The organism is Tepidibacter thalassicus DSM 15285 (genome assembly GCF_900129915.1).
In the GTDB taxonomy this organism is placed as follows: domain Bacteria; phylum Bacillota; class Clostridia; order Peptostreptococcales; family Peptostreptococcaceae; genus Tepidibacter; species Tepidibacter thalassicus.
The window spans coordinates 1-17,055 of the sequence record NZ_FQXH01000035.1 but is presented as its reverse complement, the minus strand read 5'-3'; the positions used below and the strand labels follow the sequence as shown (position 1 = coordinate 17,055).

The 17,055-nt window shown below is 28.4% G+C and carries 18 protein-coding genes and 3 rRNA genes; 18 read left to right on the top strand and 3 right to left on the bottom strand.

Going from position 1 to position 17,055, the window contains the following annotated elements; all coding sequences use genetic code 11:
- The 10 genes from BUA19_RS10695 to rsmI all read left to right on the top strand — a co-directional run.
- Positions 1-96 (top strand): 23S ribosomal RNA (locus tag BUA19_RS10695); the annotation flags it as partial.
- 43 nt (positions 97-139) lie between these two features.
- Positions 140-256 (top strand): 5S ribosomal RNA (rrf, locus tag BUA19_RS10690).
- A gap of 128 nt (positions 257-384) precedes the next feature.
- Positions 385-1,980: a methyl-accepting chemotaxis protein gene (locus tag BUA19_RS10685; protein ID WP_072726374.1), complete on the top strand. Its 1,596-nt coding sequence runs from the start codon at positions 385-387 to the stop codon at positions 1,978-1,980.
- Positions 1,981-2,253: 273 nt separating this feature from the next.
- On the top strand, positions 2,254-2,433 hold the full coding sequence (locus tag BUA19_RS10680; RefSeq protein WP_072726373.1) for a sigma factor G inhibitor Gin: 180 nt from the start codon (positions 2,254-2,256) through the stop codon (positions 2,431-2,433).
- A gap of 99 nt (positions 2,434-2,532) precedes the next feature.
- A complete protein-coding gene (locus tag BUA19_RS10675) occupies positions 2,533-3,948 on the top strand; it encodes an aminotransferase class I/II-fold pyridoxal phosphate-dependent enzyme (protein ID WP_072726372.1) in 1,416 nt (471 codons plus the stop codon).
- 10 nt (positions 3,949-3,958) lie between these two features.
- Entirely contained in the window at positions 3,959-4,582 is a 624-nt protein-coding gene (gene tmk, locus BUA19_RS10670; protein ID WP_330389095.1) for a dTMP kinase, read from the top strand.
- A 2-nt stretch (positions 4,583-4,584) separates the two neighbouring features.
- Positions 4,585-5,523, top strand: coding sequence for a DNA polymerase III subunit (locus BUA19_RS10665; RefSeq protein WP_072726370.1), 939 nt, complete (start codon positions 4,585-4,587; stop codon positions 5,521-5,523).
- Positions 5,520-6,410: a PSP1 domain-containing protein gene (locus tag BUA19_RS10660; protein WP_072726369.1), complete on the top strand. Its 891-nt coding sequence runs from the start codon at positions 5,520-5,522 to the stop codon at positions 6,408-6,410. Before BUA19_RS10665 ends, BUA19_RS10660 begins: the two co-directional genes overlap by 4 nt.
- 53 nt (positions 6,411-6,463) lie before the next feature.
- On the top strand, positions 6,464-7,216 hold the full coding sequence (locus tag BUA19_RS10655; protein WP_072726368.1) for a tRNA1(Val) (adenine(37)-N6)-methyltransferase: 753 nt from the start codon (positions 6,464-6,466) through the stop codon (positions 7,214-7,216).
- A complete protein-coding gene (gene rsmI, locus BUA19_RS10650; protein WP_072726367.1) occupies positions 7,217-8,050 on the top strand; it encodes a 16S rRNA (cytidine(1402)-2'-O)-methyltransferase in 834 nt (277 codons plus the stop codon). It abuts the gene before it with no gap.
- Between the two features lie 33 nt (positions 8,051-8,083).
- On the opposite strand, the gene BUA19_RS10645 is transcribed toward rsmI, so the two are convergent.
- Positions 8,084-8,329 carry an AbrB/MazE/SpoVT family DNA-binding domain-containing protein gene (locus BUA19_RS10645; protein ID WP_072726366.1) on the bottom strand — a complete coding sequence of 82 codons (246 nt, stop codon included), beginning with the start codon at positions 8,327-8,329 and terminating at the stop codon, positions 8,084-8,086.
- Positions 8,330-8,477: 148 nt separating this feature from the next.
- Between BUA19_RS10645 and BUA19_RS10640 the strand changes: the two genes are divergently transcribed.
- On the top strand, positions 8,478-9,425 hold the full coding sequence (locus BUA19_RS10640; RefSeq protein ID WP_072726363.1) for a DNA double-strand break repair nuclease NurA: 948 nt from the start codon (positions 8,478-8,480) through the stop codon (positions 9,423-9,425).
- A gap of 24 nt (positions 9,426-9,449) precedes the next feature.
- On the top strand, positions 9,450-11,294 hold the full coding sequence (locus BUA19_RS10635; RefSeq protein WP_072726361.1) for an ATP-binding protein: 1,845 nt from the start codon (positions 9,450-9,452) through the stop codon (positions 11,292-11,294).
- 25 nt (positions 11,295-11,319) lie between these two features.
- On the opposite strand, the gene BUA19_RS10630 is transcribed toward BUA19_RS10635, so the two are convergent.
- Positions 11,320-11,511, bottom strand: a complete 192-nt coding sequence (locus BUA19_RS10630) for an H-type small acid-soluble spore protein (protein ID WP_072726359.1) — start codon at positions 11,509-11,511, stop codon at positions 11,320-11,322.
- Between the two features lie 203 nt (positions 11,512-11,714).
- On the opposite strand from BUA19_RS10630, the gene BUA19_RS10625 reads away from it, so the two are divergent.
- The 5 genes from BUA19_RS10625 to BUA19_RS10605 are packed head-to-tail and all read left to right on the top strand — an operon-like array spanning position 11,715 to position 16,092.
- Entirely contained in the window at positions 11,715-12,905 is a 1,191-nt protein-coding gene (locus BUA19_RS10625; protein WP_072726357.1) for a pyridoxal phosphate-dependent aminotransferase, read from the top strand.
- Between the two features lie 24 nt (positions 12,906-12,929).
- On the top strand, positions 12,930-14,297 hold the full coding sequence (locus tag BUA19_RS10620) for an oxaloacetate decarboxylase subunit alpha (protein ID WP_072726356.1): 1,368 nt from the start codon (positions 12,930-12,932) through the stop codon (positions 14,295-14,297).
- 13 nt (positions 14,298-14,310) lie between these two features.
- Positions 14,311-14,598: an OadG family protein gene (locus BUA19_RS10615; protein ID WP_072726354.1), complete on the top strand. Its 288-nt coding sequence runs from the start codon at positions 14,311-14,313 to the stop codon at positions 14,596-14,598.
- Positions 14,599-14,611: 13 nt separating this feature from the next.
- Positions 14,612-14,959, top strand: a complete 348-nt coding sequence (locus tag BUA19_RS10610) for an acetyl-CoA carboxylase biotin carboxyl carrier protein subunit (protein ID WP_072726352.1) — start codon at positions 14,612-14,614, stop codon at positions 14,957-14,959.
- A 23-nt stretch (positions 14,960-14,982) separates the two neighbouring features.
- Complete coding sequence (locus BUA19_RS10605; protein ID WP_072726350.1) at positions 14,983-16,092, top strand: sodium ion-translocating decarboxylase subunit beta; 1,110 nt, start codon at positions 14,983-14,985, stop codon at positions 16,090-16,092.
- 34 nt (positions 16,093-16,126) lie between these two features.
- Here the strand turns inward: BUA19_RS10605 and BUA19_RS10600 are convergent, their stop codons facing one another.
- Complete coding sequence (locus BUA19_RS10600; RefSeq protein ID WP_072726379.1) at positions 16,127-16,555, bottom strand: Lrp/AsnC family transcriptional regulator; 429 nt, start codon at positions 16,553-16,555, stop codon at positions 16,127-16,129.
- A 277-nt stretch (positions 16,556-16,832) separates the two neighbouring features.
- Here BUA19_RS10600 and BUA19_RS10595 point away from each other — a divergent pair.
- Positions 16,833-17,055 (top strand): 16S ribosomal RNA (locus BUA19_RS10595); the annotation flags it as partial.

Below are 17,055 nucleotides of genomic sequence, written 5' to 3'. Positions count from 1 at the left end.
TAAGACCCCAGGAAGACTACCTGGTAGATAGGTCCAAGGTGTAAGCTCAGTAATGAGTTCAGCTGATGGATACTAATAGGTCGAGGACTTGACCAATAAATCTGTGCAGTTTTGAAAGTATGAAAAAAAATAAAGATTATGTGGTTACAATAGCGAGGAGGATACACCTGTTCCCATTCCGAACACAGAGGTTAAGCTCCTCAGCGCCGATGGTACTTGGAGGGAGACCTCCTGGGAGAGTAGGACGTAGCCACGTAATCTTTTTTTATTTTTTGAAATAGTTACAAACTAATTAAATTTTTCATAAAATATTGAGTTTTTTTAAAAAAATATATAAAATTAAAGTATACTAAGTATACTATAAAAATATATGGGGGAAGTAATATGAAAAAATTTAATGTTTTATTAAATACAATTTTAGGTACAGTAATTATTTATTTTATAAAAAAACTTGAAGGACTATATTTTTTTGTGGGAGTATTTGTATTATTGCTTATATTGAATATTGTATCTAATAGAATATTTAGTAGTATTAATTTATCTGAAGAAGATATAGAAAAATCTGAAATGTTAAAACAAAGGAATTTAAATCAAAAATTTAGTTTAAAATTAGGAAAATTAGGAGAAAATTTAAACAAATTTTTACATGATGTGAGGATAATTATAGGAAATATATATTCGCTTTCAGAGAGGCTTAATGAAAATACAAATGTAATTTCTCAAAACATATATAATAATTCTTTGGCTTTTGAAGAAATATTGACATCTATTGATGATTTGTCAAAAACAATTAATTCTCAAACAGAAGAAATGAAAAAATTAGAACATACATCTGATAAGTTATTTGAATATGCAAATGTATCAAAAACTAATTCTGAAAGAGCTATAAATGAAGTAAAAAATATGAATCAAGTGATTAAAGAAAATAAAGAAGTTTTCACAATGGTTATAAAACTTCTAAAACGAAGTAAGGATGTTGGAAATGATATAGCTAGTGAAGTTGTAAATCTTACTCATGAGGTGAAGGATATATACAATATTATAGACGAAGTAGAAGGAATTTCGAATAAAACTAATTTATTGGCTTTAAATGCTGCGATTGAAGCGGCAAGAGCAGGAGAAGCTGGACGAGGTTTTGCAGTTGTAGCAGAAGAAATTAGAAATCTTGCAGTTCAATCTTCAAATTCTGTTGGAAAAATATCAGATATAATAAATTTGGTTACAGAAAAAATAATAGATATATCTAATAAAATACAAAAAGAAATGAGTTTGGTAAATGAAGATATGAGCGTAGCAGATGAATCTATAGTTTCTTTAGGTAATATATACAATACATCTGAACAAGTAATAAAAGATGTTGAAAAAATATACGATAATTCAATAGAACAATTAAAATTAGCAGAAGAAGTAAATAAAATTGTAAAGGATTTTACTTTGATAGTAGATACGACAAATCAAGTGTCTTATAGAATAAACGAAGAAAGTATGGAACATTCATCGGCTATACAGTCTATAGCATCATCTGTTTCAGAACTTGAAAATATGTCTCAAGAAACATTTGGATATGTGAGAAAATATTTAGATAGTTTTAATATAACAGATCAAATGAATCGAAGAATAGATGAGTCATTTAAAGTATTGAGAGATATAGCTAAAGATACGAGTATTTTAGAAAAATCTTATGGGCAAGAAGCTAGAAAAAAATTAAAAGATATAGTCAATTCAAAGCCGTATTTTGAGATTATTTGTGCTTTGAATAAGGAAGGGTATAGCGCTGTTTCTAATATAGATGAAGATGATTTTGTATATAATTTTAAACACAGAAAGTATTTTAAAGAAGGAATGAAAGGAAAAGAATTTAAATCAAAACCATATATTTCAACAGATACAGGAAATTACTGTGTAGCTATTGCTGTTCCAATAAAAGGTGAAAATAGTAATGTAGTTGGGGTAGTTATGGCAGATGTAATTTTAAGTTAAAGAGGCATAAAATATATGCTTCTTTTTTTTTTTATAACGAATAGGAAATTATATTCCTATTTAAATTGTGGATAAATATAAATTCCGTTATGAGTTTTAAGCAACGGAATTTGTTAGAATTCGTTGGCGCCATGAAATTTTAAAAAAGTTTACATTGTAAAATCTTTAGAATAAAGACTTTTTTATTTCCAAGGAAATTTTTTGATTATTTTTGAAGATGTATTAACTAAAAAATTAAGGAAATAATAAAAAATAAAGGAAGGAGATGAAAAAATGAAAGAAAAACAAATATGCTATATATGTAATCGAGAATGTGAAAATTGGATAGAGATTTTGGGAAGTTATGTATGTAGGGATTGTGAGCAAGAAATGATAAATGAAGATGCGAGCGAGCTTAAAATGGAGTATTATAGAAGTAGGTTAAAAAGCCTTTGGAGAAATAATATATCTTAGAATTAAAAAGCTATACAGACGGTATAGCTTTTTTTATATAGAATAATGTGTTTTTTTTTGTTATGATTAATAAGAAATGTTTAATTAGGAGATGATTTTATGGATAATATGCCTTTGATTGACGCTCTTTATGAAATAGTAGATAAAAATGTAGTTTCTTTTCATGTTCCAGGACATAAAAAAGGAAGTATATATAAAAAAATAAACTATATAAAGTACAGAAAAAATATATTTAATATAGATACAACTGAAATACCGGGTACTGATAATCTTCATTTTCCTGAAAGTGTAATAAAAAAGTCTCAAGAAATAGCATCGGAAGTATTTAATAGTGATCATACTTTTTTTTTAGTAAATGGTACTACTTGTGGTATATATGCATCTATTATGTCAATATGTAATCCTAAAGATAAAATAATAGTAAATAGAGATTGTCATCAATCTGTTGTAAATGCTTGTATATTATCGGATTTAGAACCAATATATGTAAATCCAAGTGTGGATTTTAATTCAGGCATATCTTTGGGAGTGGCTTTTGAAGATATAAAAAAAGCACTTGATGATAATGAAGATGCAAAAGGAGTGATTATAACATATCCTACTTACTATGGAGTTAATATAGATATAAAAAAAATAGCGGATTATGTGCACAATAAAGGTAAAATTTTAATAGTTGACGAAGCCCATGGCTCACATTTAGGTTTGAGTAAATTTTTGCCAGAATCAGCAATTGAACTCGGTGCAGATATAATTATTCAAAGTACTCATAAAACATTACCAGCTTTTACTCAATCATCTATGCTCCATGTTAAAGGAAATAGGGTTGATGTAGATAGATTAAAATCATTTTTAAAAATAGTACAGTCTTCATCTCCTTCTTATATATTGATGTCATCTCTTGAAATGGCAGTCAATATATATAAAAACAATGGTAAAGAATTGATGAATAGTTTAATAAAAAATATAAATGATATTGTAAAGTTTATAGATAATCTAAAAAATATAGAAGTATTTAAAATGAAAGGGCAAGATATAACAAAACTATATATCATAACTAAAAAGCTCAAAAAAAGCGGACATGAAATAGAAAATATATTAAGATATAAATATAATATACAAGTGGAACTTTCAAATCCTTATGGTGTATTATTAGTATGTAGCATTGGAAATACTAAAGAAGATTTTGAAAAACTAAAAGAAGCATTAATTCAAATAGACAGTGAAGTAGGAGATAAAGATTTAATTGAAATAAATTATCCAACTGTTATACCTAAAAAAATACTAAATCCAAGAGATGCTTTTTATTCATGTAAAAAAAGTATAAAAATAGAAAAATCTATAGGGAAAATATGTGGAGAATATCTAATTCCATATCCTCCTGGAATAAGCATAATATCTCCTGGAGAAGAAATAACTAAAGAAGTAGTAGATTATATAAAAAAATCTAAAGAAATGGGAACGAATATTACAGGAATTAAAGATAAAAATTTAGAATACATACAAGTTATAGATTAGAGGTGATATATTGAAAGGGTTATTTATAACAATTGAAGGGCCAGATGGCTCTGGCAAATCTACACAGATAAAACTTTTAAAAGAGTACTTAGAAAACAAAGGATATGATGTCGTATTAACTAGAGAGCCAGGAGGAACACATATAAGTGAAAAAATAAGAGATATAATATTGGATAAAGAAAATAAAAATATGCATCCAAAAACTGAAGCACTACTATATGCTGCATCGAGAGCTCAGCACGTAGAAGAACGTATAAAGCCAGCATTAAATGACGGTAAAATTGTAATATGTGATAGATTTGTAGATTCAAGTATAGTATATCAAGGATTGGGAAGAAATTTAGGAATAAAAAATGTATATGATATTAATTTATTTGCTATGGGAGATATAATTCCAGATTTTACATTGTTATTTGATATAGATATGTCAGTAGCAAAAAAGAGAAAAGAAAATAGAGGAGATTTAGATAGATTAGAAAGCGAAGAGGATTTTTTTCACAAACAAGTATTTAAAGGATATAAAAAATTGAAAAATTTATATCCAGATAGAATAAAAGTAGTCAAAGCAGATGATTCTATTGAGGAAGTTCATGAGAGAATAATAAATATAATAGATGAGTTTTTGGAGAGATAGATATGTATTTTAAGAATATAATTGGACAAGATATAGCGAAAAGATTTATTATAAATTCTATAAAAAAAGATAGAATAAACCACGCTTATTTATTTGAGGGCCCTAGCGGTGTCGGTAAAAAGACATTTGCTATGGAATTTAGTAAAATACTATTAAATATAAACAATTTAGAAAATAGTCCTGATTTTAAATTATTAACTCCTAAAGGTTCATCATTTAAAATAGAACAGATAAGAAATATGCAGTCGGATATAGTAGTAAAACCTTATAAAAATAAAAAAATATATATATTAGAAGACTGTGACAAAATGACTGTACAAGCTCAAAATGCTCTATTAAAAACATTAGAAGAGCCACCTGAATATGCAGTTTTAATATTAATTGTCAAAAATAGTGCAACACTTTTGGATACTATAAAATCTAGATGTGAAGTTATAAAATTTTCACCATTGTCTCTAGTTGATATAGAAAATTATTTAATAAAACATAAAAATATAGATAGAAACAAAGCAAAAGTTGTATCTTCATTTTCAATGGGAATACTGGCTAATGCTTTAGAATTGTTGGAATCAGAAGATTTTAATAAAAAAAGAGAAGAAATAGAAGATTATATAAATATAATTTTGTCCAATGATGTAGTGGATATGCTCAATATAAACTCGAAATTAGAAAAAAATAAAGACGATATAATTAATATATTGGATATGCTTACTACTTATTTTAGAGATTTAATATTTATAAAAGAAAATGTAGATGAAAATATTATCATAAATATAGATAGAATAAATTTTTTAAAAGATTTAAGTAAAGAACTTACCTATTCCCAAATTTCAAGTATTATTGATATAATAGAGGAAACTAAGAAAAAACTTATAAGTAATTGTAATTTTAATTTAGCAATTAGTGCCATGGTTTTAAATATACATGAGGTGATTAAATGATAAAAGTTGTAGGGATTAGATTTAAAAAAGCGGGAAAAATATATTATTTTGATCCTTTAGATTTTACAGTGCAAAAAGATATGGACGTTATAGTGGAAACAGCAAGAGGACTTGAATATGGTAAAATAATAGTAGGGCCTAAGGAAGTTACAGAAGATGAAATAGTATCTCAATTAAAGCCTATAGTTAGAATAGCAACAGATGAAGATAAAGAGATATACATGGAAAATAAGAAAAAAGCAAGAGAAGCTTTTGATATTTGTTTAGAAAAAGTAAAAGAACACGGTCTTGATATGTATTTAATAGATTCTGAATATACATTTGACAGAAATAAGCTTATTTTTTACTTTACAGCAGAAGGCAGAGTGGATTTTAGAGAACTTGTTAAAGATTTAGCTGCTATATTTAAAACTAGAATAGAATTAAGACAAATAGGAGTAAGAGATGAAGCAAAATCAATAGGTGGATTAGGACCTTGTGGAAGACCTCTTTGCTGTGCTACATGGCTTGGAGATTTTCAACCTGTTTCTATTAAAATGGCAAAAGATCAAGAACTTTCTCTTAATCCTACAAAAATATCAGGCATATGTGGAAGGCTTTTTTGTTGTTTAAAATACGAACACAATGTTTACAGTGAAATACTTGAAAAAATGCCATCTGTATCATCAATAGTAATGACTCCTGATGGTAAGGGAAAAGTAGTAGAAACAAATACACTTTTAGAACAATTAAAAGTTGAATTAGAAAATTCAAAACATGGAGAAATAAAAATATATAATATTCACGAGATAAAAATATTAGAAGATAAAAAATGTAGAGAATGTTGTTCAAATTGTGAAACTGTAGCTGAAGAAATACCAGATGAATTAAAAGAACTTGAAGATTAAAGGTAGGATTTTTCCTACCTTTTATAACGAAAAAACAAAAGAGGAGATGGAAAATGGACGTAATATTAAAAGATACAGAGAGAATAGATGATCTTCAAATAAAAGGATTAAGAATAATTCAAGATAAAGAAGGATTTTGCTTTGGAATAGATGCAGTACTTCTTGCTAATTTTACTAAAATAAAGAACAACTCTAAAGTTGTAGATTTAGGAACAGGAACAGGTATAATACCGATACTTATAGCTGGCAAAAGTAAAGCTAAGGAAATAATAGGAGTTGAAATACAAAGAGAAGTAGCTGACATGGCAAAAAAATCTGTAAAACTCAATAAATTAGAAGATAGGGTTAAAATAATAAATGAAGATATAAAAAATATAGAAAATATTTTGCCTGTTAATACTTTTCACGTTGTAACATCAAATCCTCCATATATGCATACTGATGGAATTAAAAATATCAATGATAAAAAAGCAATATCAAGACATGAAATAATGTGCAACTTAGAAGATGTAATAAAATCTGCATCGAGGCTTTTAATGCACCATGGCAAATTTTATATGGTACATAGGCCTATAAGACTTGCGGATATTATGACTTTATCTAGAAAATATAAGTTAGAGCCAAAAATTATACAATTTATTCATCCAAAAGTAGGAAAAGCTCCAAACCTTATGCTTATTCAATTTACAAAAGCAGGAAAACCAGAGCTTAAAGTATTAGAACCTCTTTATGTATATAAAGAGAATGGCGAATATACTGACAAAATAAAAGAAATTTATGCAAAAGAAGATATAGGAGAGATTTAAATGAAAGGAAAACTTTTTGTATGTCCAACACCAATAGGAAACTTAGAAGATATAACATTTAGAACATTAAACACATTAAAAGAAGTTGATTTAATTGCTGCTGAAGATACTAGGCATAGTATAAAACTTTTAAATCACTTTAATATAACAAAACCATTAACTAGCTATCACGAACATAATAAAGAAAGTAAAGGAAGAGTAATAATAGATAAAATTTTGTCTGGCGAAAATGTTGCACTGATTACAGATGCTGGAATGCCGGGAATTTCAGACCCAGGTGAAGATATAATAAAACTTGCAATAGATGAAGGAATAAAAGTAGAGGTGTTACCTGGAGCAACTGCTTTTGTAACTGCACTTGTAGGATCAGGGCTTGTTACTAAAAAATTTGCGTTTGAAGGATTTTTGAATAGGGATAAAAAAGTCAGAAAAAAGGAATTAGAAAATTTAAAATATGAAAAAAGAACACTTATATTCTATGAATCTCCACATAGATTAAAAAATACACTAAAAGATATGTTAAGCATATTAGGGAATAGAAATATATGTATATCGAGAGAACTTACTAAGAAATATGAAGAAATAATAAGAAGTAGTATAGAAGATGCTTTAGAAATATTTGAAAATAGAGAAATAAAAGGAGAATTTGTACTTATAGTAGAAGGATTTAGTGAAGATATAGAAATAACAAATAATAATGAAGATTTAAGTTTAAGAGAATATGTAATCAAACTCGTAGATGAAGGAATGAGTAAAAAAGAAGCTATAAAATACGTAGCAAAAGAAAGAAAGCTTCGAAAAAATGAAGTATATCAAGAAGTTTTAGATATATAAAAAAATCCCATTGTTGGGATTTTTAAAATATTACTACTTTATTTGTGATAATTTATCTATGCAAGAAATACAAATGTTTTTGCCTTCATAGTGTTTAACATCTTTTGCATTTCCACAGAATATGCAAGCAGGCTCGTATTTTTTTAATATTATACTTTCGCCATCAACGTATATTTCTAAGGCATCTTTTTCAGCTATATTTAAAGTTCTTCTTAACTCTATAGGAATAACAACTCTTCCTAATTCATCGACTTTTCTTACTATTCCAGTAGATTTCATATTATTACCTCCCTGTATAAAATTATTATGTAACATTTTTCGACAATTTACATATTAAAATAATAGCAGGTTTGGGAATAAAAGTCAATCAAAAGTGAATGAATTTACTTAGATTTAACATAAACTTAACATAAAGGGGGAATTAAAATTGGAATTAAACAATAATTTAATTAATGATTTTAAAAAAGTTAATTTGGAATTAAAAAATAAATATAAACCTATAAAAAACATAGAAACTAAAAAAATAAGGGGCATTTTAAATATAAAAAAAATGAAAAAATTAAATCAAATTGAACTTAAAAAAATACATGAAAAAGGAGATATAATAGGAGTAGATGGAAGTAAAAATAAAATAGGAAATTTGTTTCCGCATTATTTAATGGCGATACAGTCTTTAGCAAAAGCCATGGATTTGAGAAAAAAACCTATTTTTAAGTCTATTGTGTATTCTCCGTTAATTGATAGTTTAGATTTAAAAGAAGCAGAAGATAAAGAAAAAAATATTATGGCACAACTTGAGGTAGATGCGGCATTAGAATCTATACAAAAACACAATCCTTATATATTAATGATGGATGGTTCGTTGATGACTTATAGAATAAAATGTTCAAGTGAATGGGAAAAACTCAAAAAGGCAGCTATTAATAATAATGTATTATTAATAGGAGTAATAGAAGAAATAAAAACAAAAGAAATGGTGTCTTTTTTAAAAAAAGAAATAAGCATAGATGAAAATACATACGATAAGGAAATATTATTTGGACTTTTAAAGGAAAGTGAATATATTTATATAAATTCTAAAAAATCAAAGAAGGGTGAAGCGGGAATAAGTTCTTGTTTTTTAAGAACATCATCTGACCCGAATGTCATAGGATTAGATTTCTTAGAGGAACAGAGAGATTACTTAGATGAAATTTGCAACACAGTATATACTTTAACTCCTAAACATTCAAGAGGAATACCTATATGGCTTGATATAGTGGATAAAGAAGTTAAAATTTCTGATGAAATGATGAATGCTTTAGTTGAAACTTATATAGATAAAGAATTAGTAAATTTATTTTTGAAACCTAAAAGAGAAAACAGAAGCCTATAAATTAAAAGGAAAGGAGAAAATAAAATGCAGGTTGTGGGATTTACTACTCAACAAGAAGTAACTGTTGTAACTAAAATAAGACCTTTTAAAATCAATGAAATAATAATTATAGAAGATGACTATCAAAACGATCAATTAGGGGAAGTATTTGAAACAATGTCATATAATAGATACATACCTTTAAATGTAAATGGAGGATTAATAGATTCAAATGTTTTAAATGCACTTAATCAGCTTGGTTATGAAGTTGGAGAAGAAACAATACATTTAGCCAAGGTAAGACTTTTAGAAGAAGCAGATTACCCTATTTGTACAGGAGCTAGAGCTAGAAAGCCAAGATTTGATGAAGTGAAAAGTTTATTTATAAAATGTAAAAAAGAAGAAGGGCTTTTACTCGGTGAAGTTAAATCGACAGAAGATATGGCAGAGAGCATGGATGATGAACTAAAAGATCTTTTTTGTATATGGGATAAAAATGGTATTAGGAATCAAAAGGGAATACCTTTTATATTTGATATAAGAAAAATGCAACAATATCCTCATATAGGTATATTTGGAGGGTCTGGTTCTGGAAAAAGTTTTGGTACAAGAGTAATTCTTGAAGAAATTATGAAATTAAATATTCCAACTGTAATACTCGATCCTCATTTTGAAATGGATTTTTCAAATAAATGTACTGATTTAGAAGAAAAGTATTTAACTGATTTTAAAGATAAATTTAATATATATCAAATAGGGATTGATGTAGGAGTAAAATTTGAAGACTTAGATAAAAATGAACTTAAAAAGCTTTTATCAGCATCGGGCAGTTTAACAGATTCTATGAGTAATGTTATAGATACACTTTATAAAAAGAAAGATACTTATCTTACTTTTTCAAAAAGACTTGACTATTTAGCAGAAGGACATAGAATTGGTTCGGAGAAAAAAATATATGAAAAAATAATCAACTCTTCAAATCCGTATGAAGAAGAAAAATACAAAGAAATACAAAAATTATTTTTAGAATACAATAATAAGTGTCCAGCAGCTTCTGTGAGTGGTATAATATGGAGACTTAATAGACTTTATAATGAAGGTATTTTTTCAAAGGACATAGATCCAATAGAAGATGGACTTAAAAAAGGAAAACTCATAGTTATACAAGGAGATATGAGGCTTATACAAGTATTTTCGACTTATCTTTTAAACAGACTTTATCATAAAAGAAGAAATTACAAAGATTCAAAATACAAAGAAATAGAAGATGCAGAATTTTTCCCACCTTTTATAATAGTTACAGATGAAGCTCATAATTTTGCTCCAAAGGGCTTTGATTCTCCTTCTAAAAGTATAATAAAAGAAATAGCTCAAGAAGGTAGAAAATACGGAGTATTTTTAATACTTGCAACCCAAAGACCTACTCTCCTTGATGAAACTGTTACAGCGCAACTTAACACTAAATTTGTATTTAGAACAGTAAGAGCTTCAGATATATCTACTATAAAAGAAGAAACCGATATAAGTGCAGAAGAAGCAAAAAGACTTCCGTATTTAAGATCAGGAGATACATTTATATCTTCAGCTATAATAGGAAGAACTATACCTGTTAGAATAAGAATGGCTAAAAGCACTAGTCCTCATACTGAAAATCCATTTGATGAACTTGCTTTATTTATAGAAGAATCTAAAAATAAAATATATAATTTGATAAAGGACAAGCTTCCTATAAGAGAAATAGCTCTTGAAGATGTTTTGATAACGCTTGAACAAAATGGTGTTGAGATAGATGTGTCTAAGTTAAAGGAAGAACTAGATAGACTTGTAAATGACAATAAATTAGTAAAAAAAGAAACTATATTTGGAGCATCTTATGAAGATGTAAATTAATAAACCATGGCAAAAAAGCCATGGTTTAATGTTTTCTATTTTTGTTTTCGATTAAATCTAAAATTGGAACTTCCATTCTTTTATCGTTGTTTAAACTTCTTACGTATGCGGTTTCTGTTTTATTATCAACTCTTTCAATCCATATAGGTTCATTTTTGTAAAGGACTTCAACTATATCATTAGATTGTAGTATTTCTTGAGCTCTTCGTATAAACATATATGCACCTCCTAAGTTTATTATTTCTAAATTTCACATTAAAAATACTAAAAATTATACATTAAAAAAACAACACAAATTAGAAAAATAATTTAAATAATAAAGCGGTTTTACCAAAAAGTCTTTTTAAACAACTGTACTTAATGGAAATAACTTGTTAAAATGATGTTAAAAAGGAATATAAAAAATAAGGGGAGAGATTGATGAAAAAAAGTTTATCCATAAAAAATATAAAGATTTCACCATCAGTAACACTTGCTATTACAGCAAAAGCAAAAAAAATGAAATCAGATGGTGAAGATGTAATAAGTTTTGGTGCAGGAGAACCTGATTTTAAAACACCAGAACATATAAGAAATGCGGCAATAGATGTCATTCAAAATGGAAATATAGGCTATACAGCGGCATCTGGTCTTTCACAGTTAAAAGAAGCTATATGTGAAAAGTTTAAAAATGACAATGATTTAGAATATACTTCAGAAAATATAGTTGTATCTAACGGGGCAAAACATTCGCTATTTAATGCACTACAAGCTATATGCAATCCGGGAGATGAAGTTATAATTCCCACTCCTTATTGGGTTAGTTATCCAGAGCTTGTAAAATTAGCAGATGCTGTACCGGTATTTGTTGAAGCTTTAGAAGAATATGGATTTAAATACACAAGAGAAAATCTTTTGAAAGCTGTAAGTAAAAAAACTAAAGCAATAATATTAAATAGTCCCAATAATCCGACAGGAGCAGTTTATACTGAAAGTGAATTGAGAGAGATAGCTGATATTGCAGTTAATAATAACATTTATATAATATCTGATGAAATTTATGAAAAACTTATTTATGAAGGAAAACATATTAGCATAGCATCATTTAATGAAAAAATAAAAGATTTGACAATAGTTATAAATGGAGTATCAAAAGGATATGCAATGACAGGGTGGAGAATAGGATATAGCGCAGCTAATAAGGAAATAACTAAAATAATGACAAATATTCAAAGTCATGCTACATCAAATCCAAATACAATTGCTCAATATGCAGCTATTGCAGCTTTAAAGGGAGATCAAGAAGTGGTAAATGATATGGTAAAAGCTTTTGATGAAAGAAGAAAATATATGGTTGAGAAGATAAATAATATATCTAATTTATCGTGTAAAGAACCTAAAGGTGCATTTTATGTAATGGTAAATATATCTAAAATAATAGGAAAAGAATTTGATGGAATTAAAATTAAAAATTCAATGGATTTTGCTGATTATCTTCTTGAAAAGGTTAAAGTAGCAGTTGTTCCTGGAATTGGGTTTGGAGTTGAAAATTATATAAGACTTTCTTATGCAACTTCTATTGAGAATATAAAAGAAGGACTTAAAAGAATTGAAAGAGCTATTAATATTTAGTTATTTTATAAAGAGGTGAATGGAGTGAGCAAAATTAAAATAACAGAAACTGTTTTAAGAGATGCTCATCAATCTCTTATAGCTACAAGACTTACAACTGATGAGATACTTCCAATACTCGAAGTTATGGACGAAGTTGGATATCATGCCATGGAGGTTTGGGGAGGAGCTACATTTGATGCATGTCTTAGATTTTTAAATGAAGATCCATGGCAAAGATTAAGAGAAATAAGAAAAAGAATAAAAAAAACAAAGCTTCAAATGCTTTTAAGAGGGCAAAATATATTAGGATATAAACACTATCCTGATGATATAGTTGAAAAATTTATACAAAAATCTATAGAAAATGGTATAGATATAATTCGAGTATTTGATGCTCTAAATGATGTGAGAAACTTAGAAACTTCAATAAAAACTATAAAAAAAGAAAAAGCACATTGCCAGTGTGCCATATCTTACACAACAAGTAAAGTGCATACAATAGAGTATTATGTAAAATTAGTAAAACAAATGGAAGAACTGGGAGCTGACTCTATATGTATAAAGGATATGGCGGGAATACTTACTCCTTATAAATCATTTGAACTTATAACCAAAATAAAAGAGATTACACATCTTCCTGTAGAACTTCATACTCATTGTACTAGTGGAACAGCGTCAATGACATATATGAAGGCGGTTGAAGCTGGAGTTGATATTATAGATACAGCTATATCTCCTTTTTCAGGGGGAACATCACAGCCATCAACTGAGTCATTAGCTATATCGCTATCAGAAAGCGAAAGAGATCCGATGCTCAATATAAAAGCTTTAAATGATATAGCATCGTATTTTAAACCTATAAAGAAAAAATATTTAGAAAATGGAATTTTAAATCCTAAAGTATTAAATACTGAACCTAAAACATTAACTTATCAAGTTCCGGGGGGAATGCTTTCAAATCTTTTATCTCAACTTAAAATGCAAAATGCAGTTGATAAATACGAGGAAGTCCTAGCAGAAGTTCCTAAAGTTAGAGAAGACTTAGGATATCCACCTTTAGTAACTCCTCTTAGTCAAATGGTAGGTACTCAAGCTGTATTTAATGTATTAATAGGAGAAAGATATAAGATGGTGCCTAAAGAAATAAAAGATTATGTAAGAGGGCTTTACGGAAAAACTCCAGCTCCTATAAAAGAAGATATAAAGAAAAAGATAATAGGAGATGAAGAAGTTATAACTATAAGACCAGCAGATCTTTTAAAACCTGGATTTGATAATGTAAAAAAAGAGATTCAAGGTTTATATAAAAGTGAAGAAGATATATTATCGTATGCTCTTTTTCCTCAAGTTGCAAAGAGTTTTTTAGAAAATAGGAGAGAAGAGGTTTGTAATATAGAAGTTATTATGTAAGGAGGGTATGTTTATGGAAAGCATAACTATTTTGCAATCGCTTAAAATTACTTTTTTAAGTATGAGTATAGTATTTATAAGTCTTTTTGTTATTTCTCAAATTTTAGAGCTTTTTAAATTTGTTTTTTACAAAAAAGAGTTGGAAACAGCAGCTACTGTAGCTGAAAATAACGAGTATAAAGAGATAAAGGAATTAGATGAAGAATTAGATCTTGTAGCAGCACTTACAGCTGCGGTTTTGGCTAGTAATAATCAAAATAATGCAAAACTTAGAATTAAGAGCATAAAGAGAGTAGCGTAAGGGGGAAATTGCAATGAAGAAATATAGAATAAGTTTAAATGGAAAAACTTATGAAGTTGAAGTAGAGGAAATTAATGAAGTAAACGATACAAAAGATAAAATAGAAAAAGTAACACCTATTACACAACAAAAGAAATCTTCTGATCGTGGGGAAAGTGTAAAAGCTCCTATGCCAGGAACTATTGTTTCTGTCAATGTAAATGAGGGTGATAATGTTCAAGCAGGAGAGGTACTTCTCATTTTAGAAGCGATGAAAATGGAAAATGAAATAGTTGCTCCGATAAACGGAAAAATATCTTCAATAAATATATCGCAGGGGGCAAGTGTAGCAGCTGGAGATGTTTTAATTACAATAGCATAAATACAGTAAAAGGGGGTGATGGTATGTTGGAAATGTTACAAAGCTTTTGGAATTCAACAGGTTTTTCGGTTATAACTTATAAGGAATTTATTATGATTTTAGTATCGTTTATATTTCTCTATTTAGCTATAAAAAAAGGTTATGAACCGTACTTGTTAATTCCTATATCGTTTGGAATGCTCTTGGTGAATTTGCCAAAAGCTGATTTAATGAAAGATACTGGATTACTTCATTATTTATATATGGGAACAAAACTTGGGATTTATCCACCGCTTATATTTTTATGTGTGGGAGCTAGTACTGATTTTGGACCGCTTATTGCAAATCCAAAAAGTATTTTATTAGGAGCAGCTGCACAGTTTGGAATATTCTTTTCTTTTGTAGGGGCGATATTACTTGGGTTTACAGGAGCTGAGGCTGCATCTATTGGTATAATTGGCGGAGCTGATGGGCCTACTGCAATATATCTTACAAGTCAATTAGCAAAAGATTTATTAGGACCTATAGCACTTGCAGCTTATTCGTATATGGCATTAGTTCCTATTATTCAACCTCCTATTATAAAATTTTTGACTACAGAGGAAGAGAGAAAAGTTAAAATGGAACAATTAAGACCTGTATCTAAAAAGGAAAAAATACTATTTCCAATTATAGTAGCAGTTTTTACAATTTTACTTTTACCATCTTCTGCACCTTTAATAGGTATGCTTATGTTTGGAAATCTTATTAGAGAATCAGGAGTAGTACCAAAACTAGTTGAAACTGCTCAAAATTCAATGATGTACATAATAACGATTATTTTAGGGCTTACAGTTGGAGCAAAAGCAGATGCAAATACTGTTATATCTTTTCAAACTCTCGGTATAATAACACTTGGACTTATAGCATTTTCAGTAGGAACTGCATCTGGAGTTATATTTGGCAAAATAATGTATAGATTGAGTAAAGGAAAAATAAACCCTATGATAGGTGCTGCTGGAGTTTCAGCTGTACCTATGGCAGCAAGAGTTGTGCAAAAAATGGGAGTTGAAGAAAATCCATCGAATTTTCTTTTAATGCATGCCATGGGACCAAATGTTGCAGGAGTTATTGGTTCAGCTGTTGCAGCGGGAATACTTCTTAACATATTTTAAATAAAAAGAGGTAGATAATTTCCCCTACCTCTTTTTATAATATAGGTTTAGATTCAATAGGGGAAGAAAGGATTATATAAGTTTGAGTTCTTCCTACTTGTTTTATTTTGTCGATTAATTTTTCGAGTTCGTCCATACTTTCTACCATGACTTTTAAAATTAGACAATCCTGACCAGTTATATGGTGACATTCTATTATGTTGTTGTTTGCATTTGCAAATTCTAAAAATTCTTTATATTTATCAGCGGGAAGACCTATATTTATAAAAGCATTTATATTTTTGTTTAATTTTTTAGGATTTATTACAGCTTTATATCCTTCTATTACCCCTGTTTCTTCTAATCTTTTAACTCTTTCTGATACAGCTGGTGAAGTTAAACCGACCATTTTTCCTAAATCTTTCATAGAAATCCTTCCATCTTTTTGAAGTATCTCTATAATTTTATAATTTGTACTATCCATCATAATTAAACCCTCCAAGTAAAATAGGTTAATTCATTTTATATAATATTATTATAGCAATTTTGTTAATGTATGTATATTTTTTAAATTTCAATAAAAAAATTTAAAAAAAGTGTTGACAATAAAAAATAAAGGTGATATATTATTACTTGTCGTTAAGACACGAAAAAAATTGAACTTTGAAAACTAAACAGTAGGTTGAATATAAATACGAAGCCAAAGTTTATTTTGAGCAACGGAAATTCGTTAGAATTTCGTTGGCGACATAAACGAAGTTTATTTTGAGAGTTTGATCCTGGCTCAGGATGAACGCTGGCGGCGTGCCTAACACATGCAAGTCGAGCGAGGGGAAAAGAGCTTGCTCTTGGAACCTAGCGGCGGACGGGTGAGTAACGCGTGGGTAACCTGCCCTATACACACGGATAACATACCGAAAGGTATGCTAATACGGGATAAAGCTAAGATAAGGCATCTTATCGTAGTCAAAGCGAAAGCGGTAT

Coding starts and splice junctions, on each gene's coding strand:
- BUA19_RS10685 (WP_072726374.1), top strand. CDS start 385: ATGAAAAAATTTAATGTTTTATTAAATACAATTTTAGGTACAGTAATT.
- BUA19_RS10680 (WP_072726373.1), top strand. CDS start 2,254: ATGAAAGAAAAACAAATATGCTATATATGTAATCGAGAATGTGAAAAT.
- BUA19_RS10675 (WP_072726372.1), top strand. CDS start 2,533: ATGGATAATATGCCTTTGATTGACGCTCTTTATGAAATAGTAGATAAA.
- BUA19_RS10665 (WP_072726370.1), top strand. CDS start 4,585: ATGTATTTTAAGAATATAATTGGACAAGATATAGCGAAAAGATTTATT.
- BUA19_RS10660 (WP_072726369.1), top strand. CDS start 5,520: ATGATAAAAGTTGTAGGGATTAGATTTAAAAAAGCGGGAAAAATATAT.
- BUA19_RS10655 (WP_072726368.1), top strand. CDS start 6,464: ATGGACGTAATATTAAAAGATACAGAGAGAATAGATGATCTTCAAATA.
- rsmI (WP_072726367.1), top strand. CDS start 7,217: ATGAAAGGAAAACTTTTTGTATGTCCAACACCAATAGGAAACTTAGAA.
- BUA19_RS10645 (WP_072726366.1), bottom strand. CDS start 8,329: ATGAAATCTACTGGAATAGTAAGAAAAGTCGATGAATTAGGAAGAGTT.
- BUA19_RS10635 (WP_072726361.1), top strand. CDS start 9,450: ATGCAGGTTGTGGGATTTACTACTCAACAAGAAGTAACTGTTGTAACT.
- BUA19_RS10630 (WP_072726359.1), bottom strand. CDS start 11,511: ATGTTTATACGAAGAGCTCAAGAAATACTACAATCTAATGATATAGTT.
- BUA19_RS10625 (WP_072726357.1), top strand. CDS start 11,715: ATGAAAAAAAGTTTATCCATAAAAAATATAAAGATTTCACCATCAGTA.
- BUA19_RS10615 (WP_072726354.1), top strand. CDS start 14,311: ATGGAAAGCATAACTATTTTGCAATCGCTTAAAATTACTTTTTTAAGT.
- BUA19_RS10610 (WP_072726352.1), top strand. CDS start 14,612: ATGAAGAAATATAGAATAAGTTTAAATGGAAAAACTTATGAAGTTGAA.
- BUA19_RS10605 (WP_072726350.1), top strand. CDS start 14,983: ATGTTGGAAATGTTACAAAGCTTTTGGAATTCAACAGGTTTTTCGGTT.
- BUA19_RS10600 (WP_072726379.1), bottom strand. CDS start 16,555: ATGGATAGTACAAATTATAAAATTATAGAGATACTTCAAAAAGATGGA.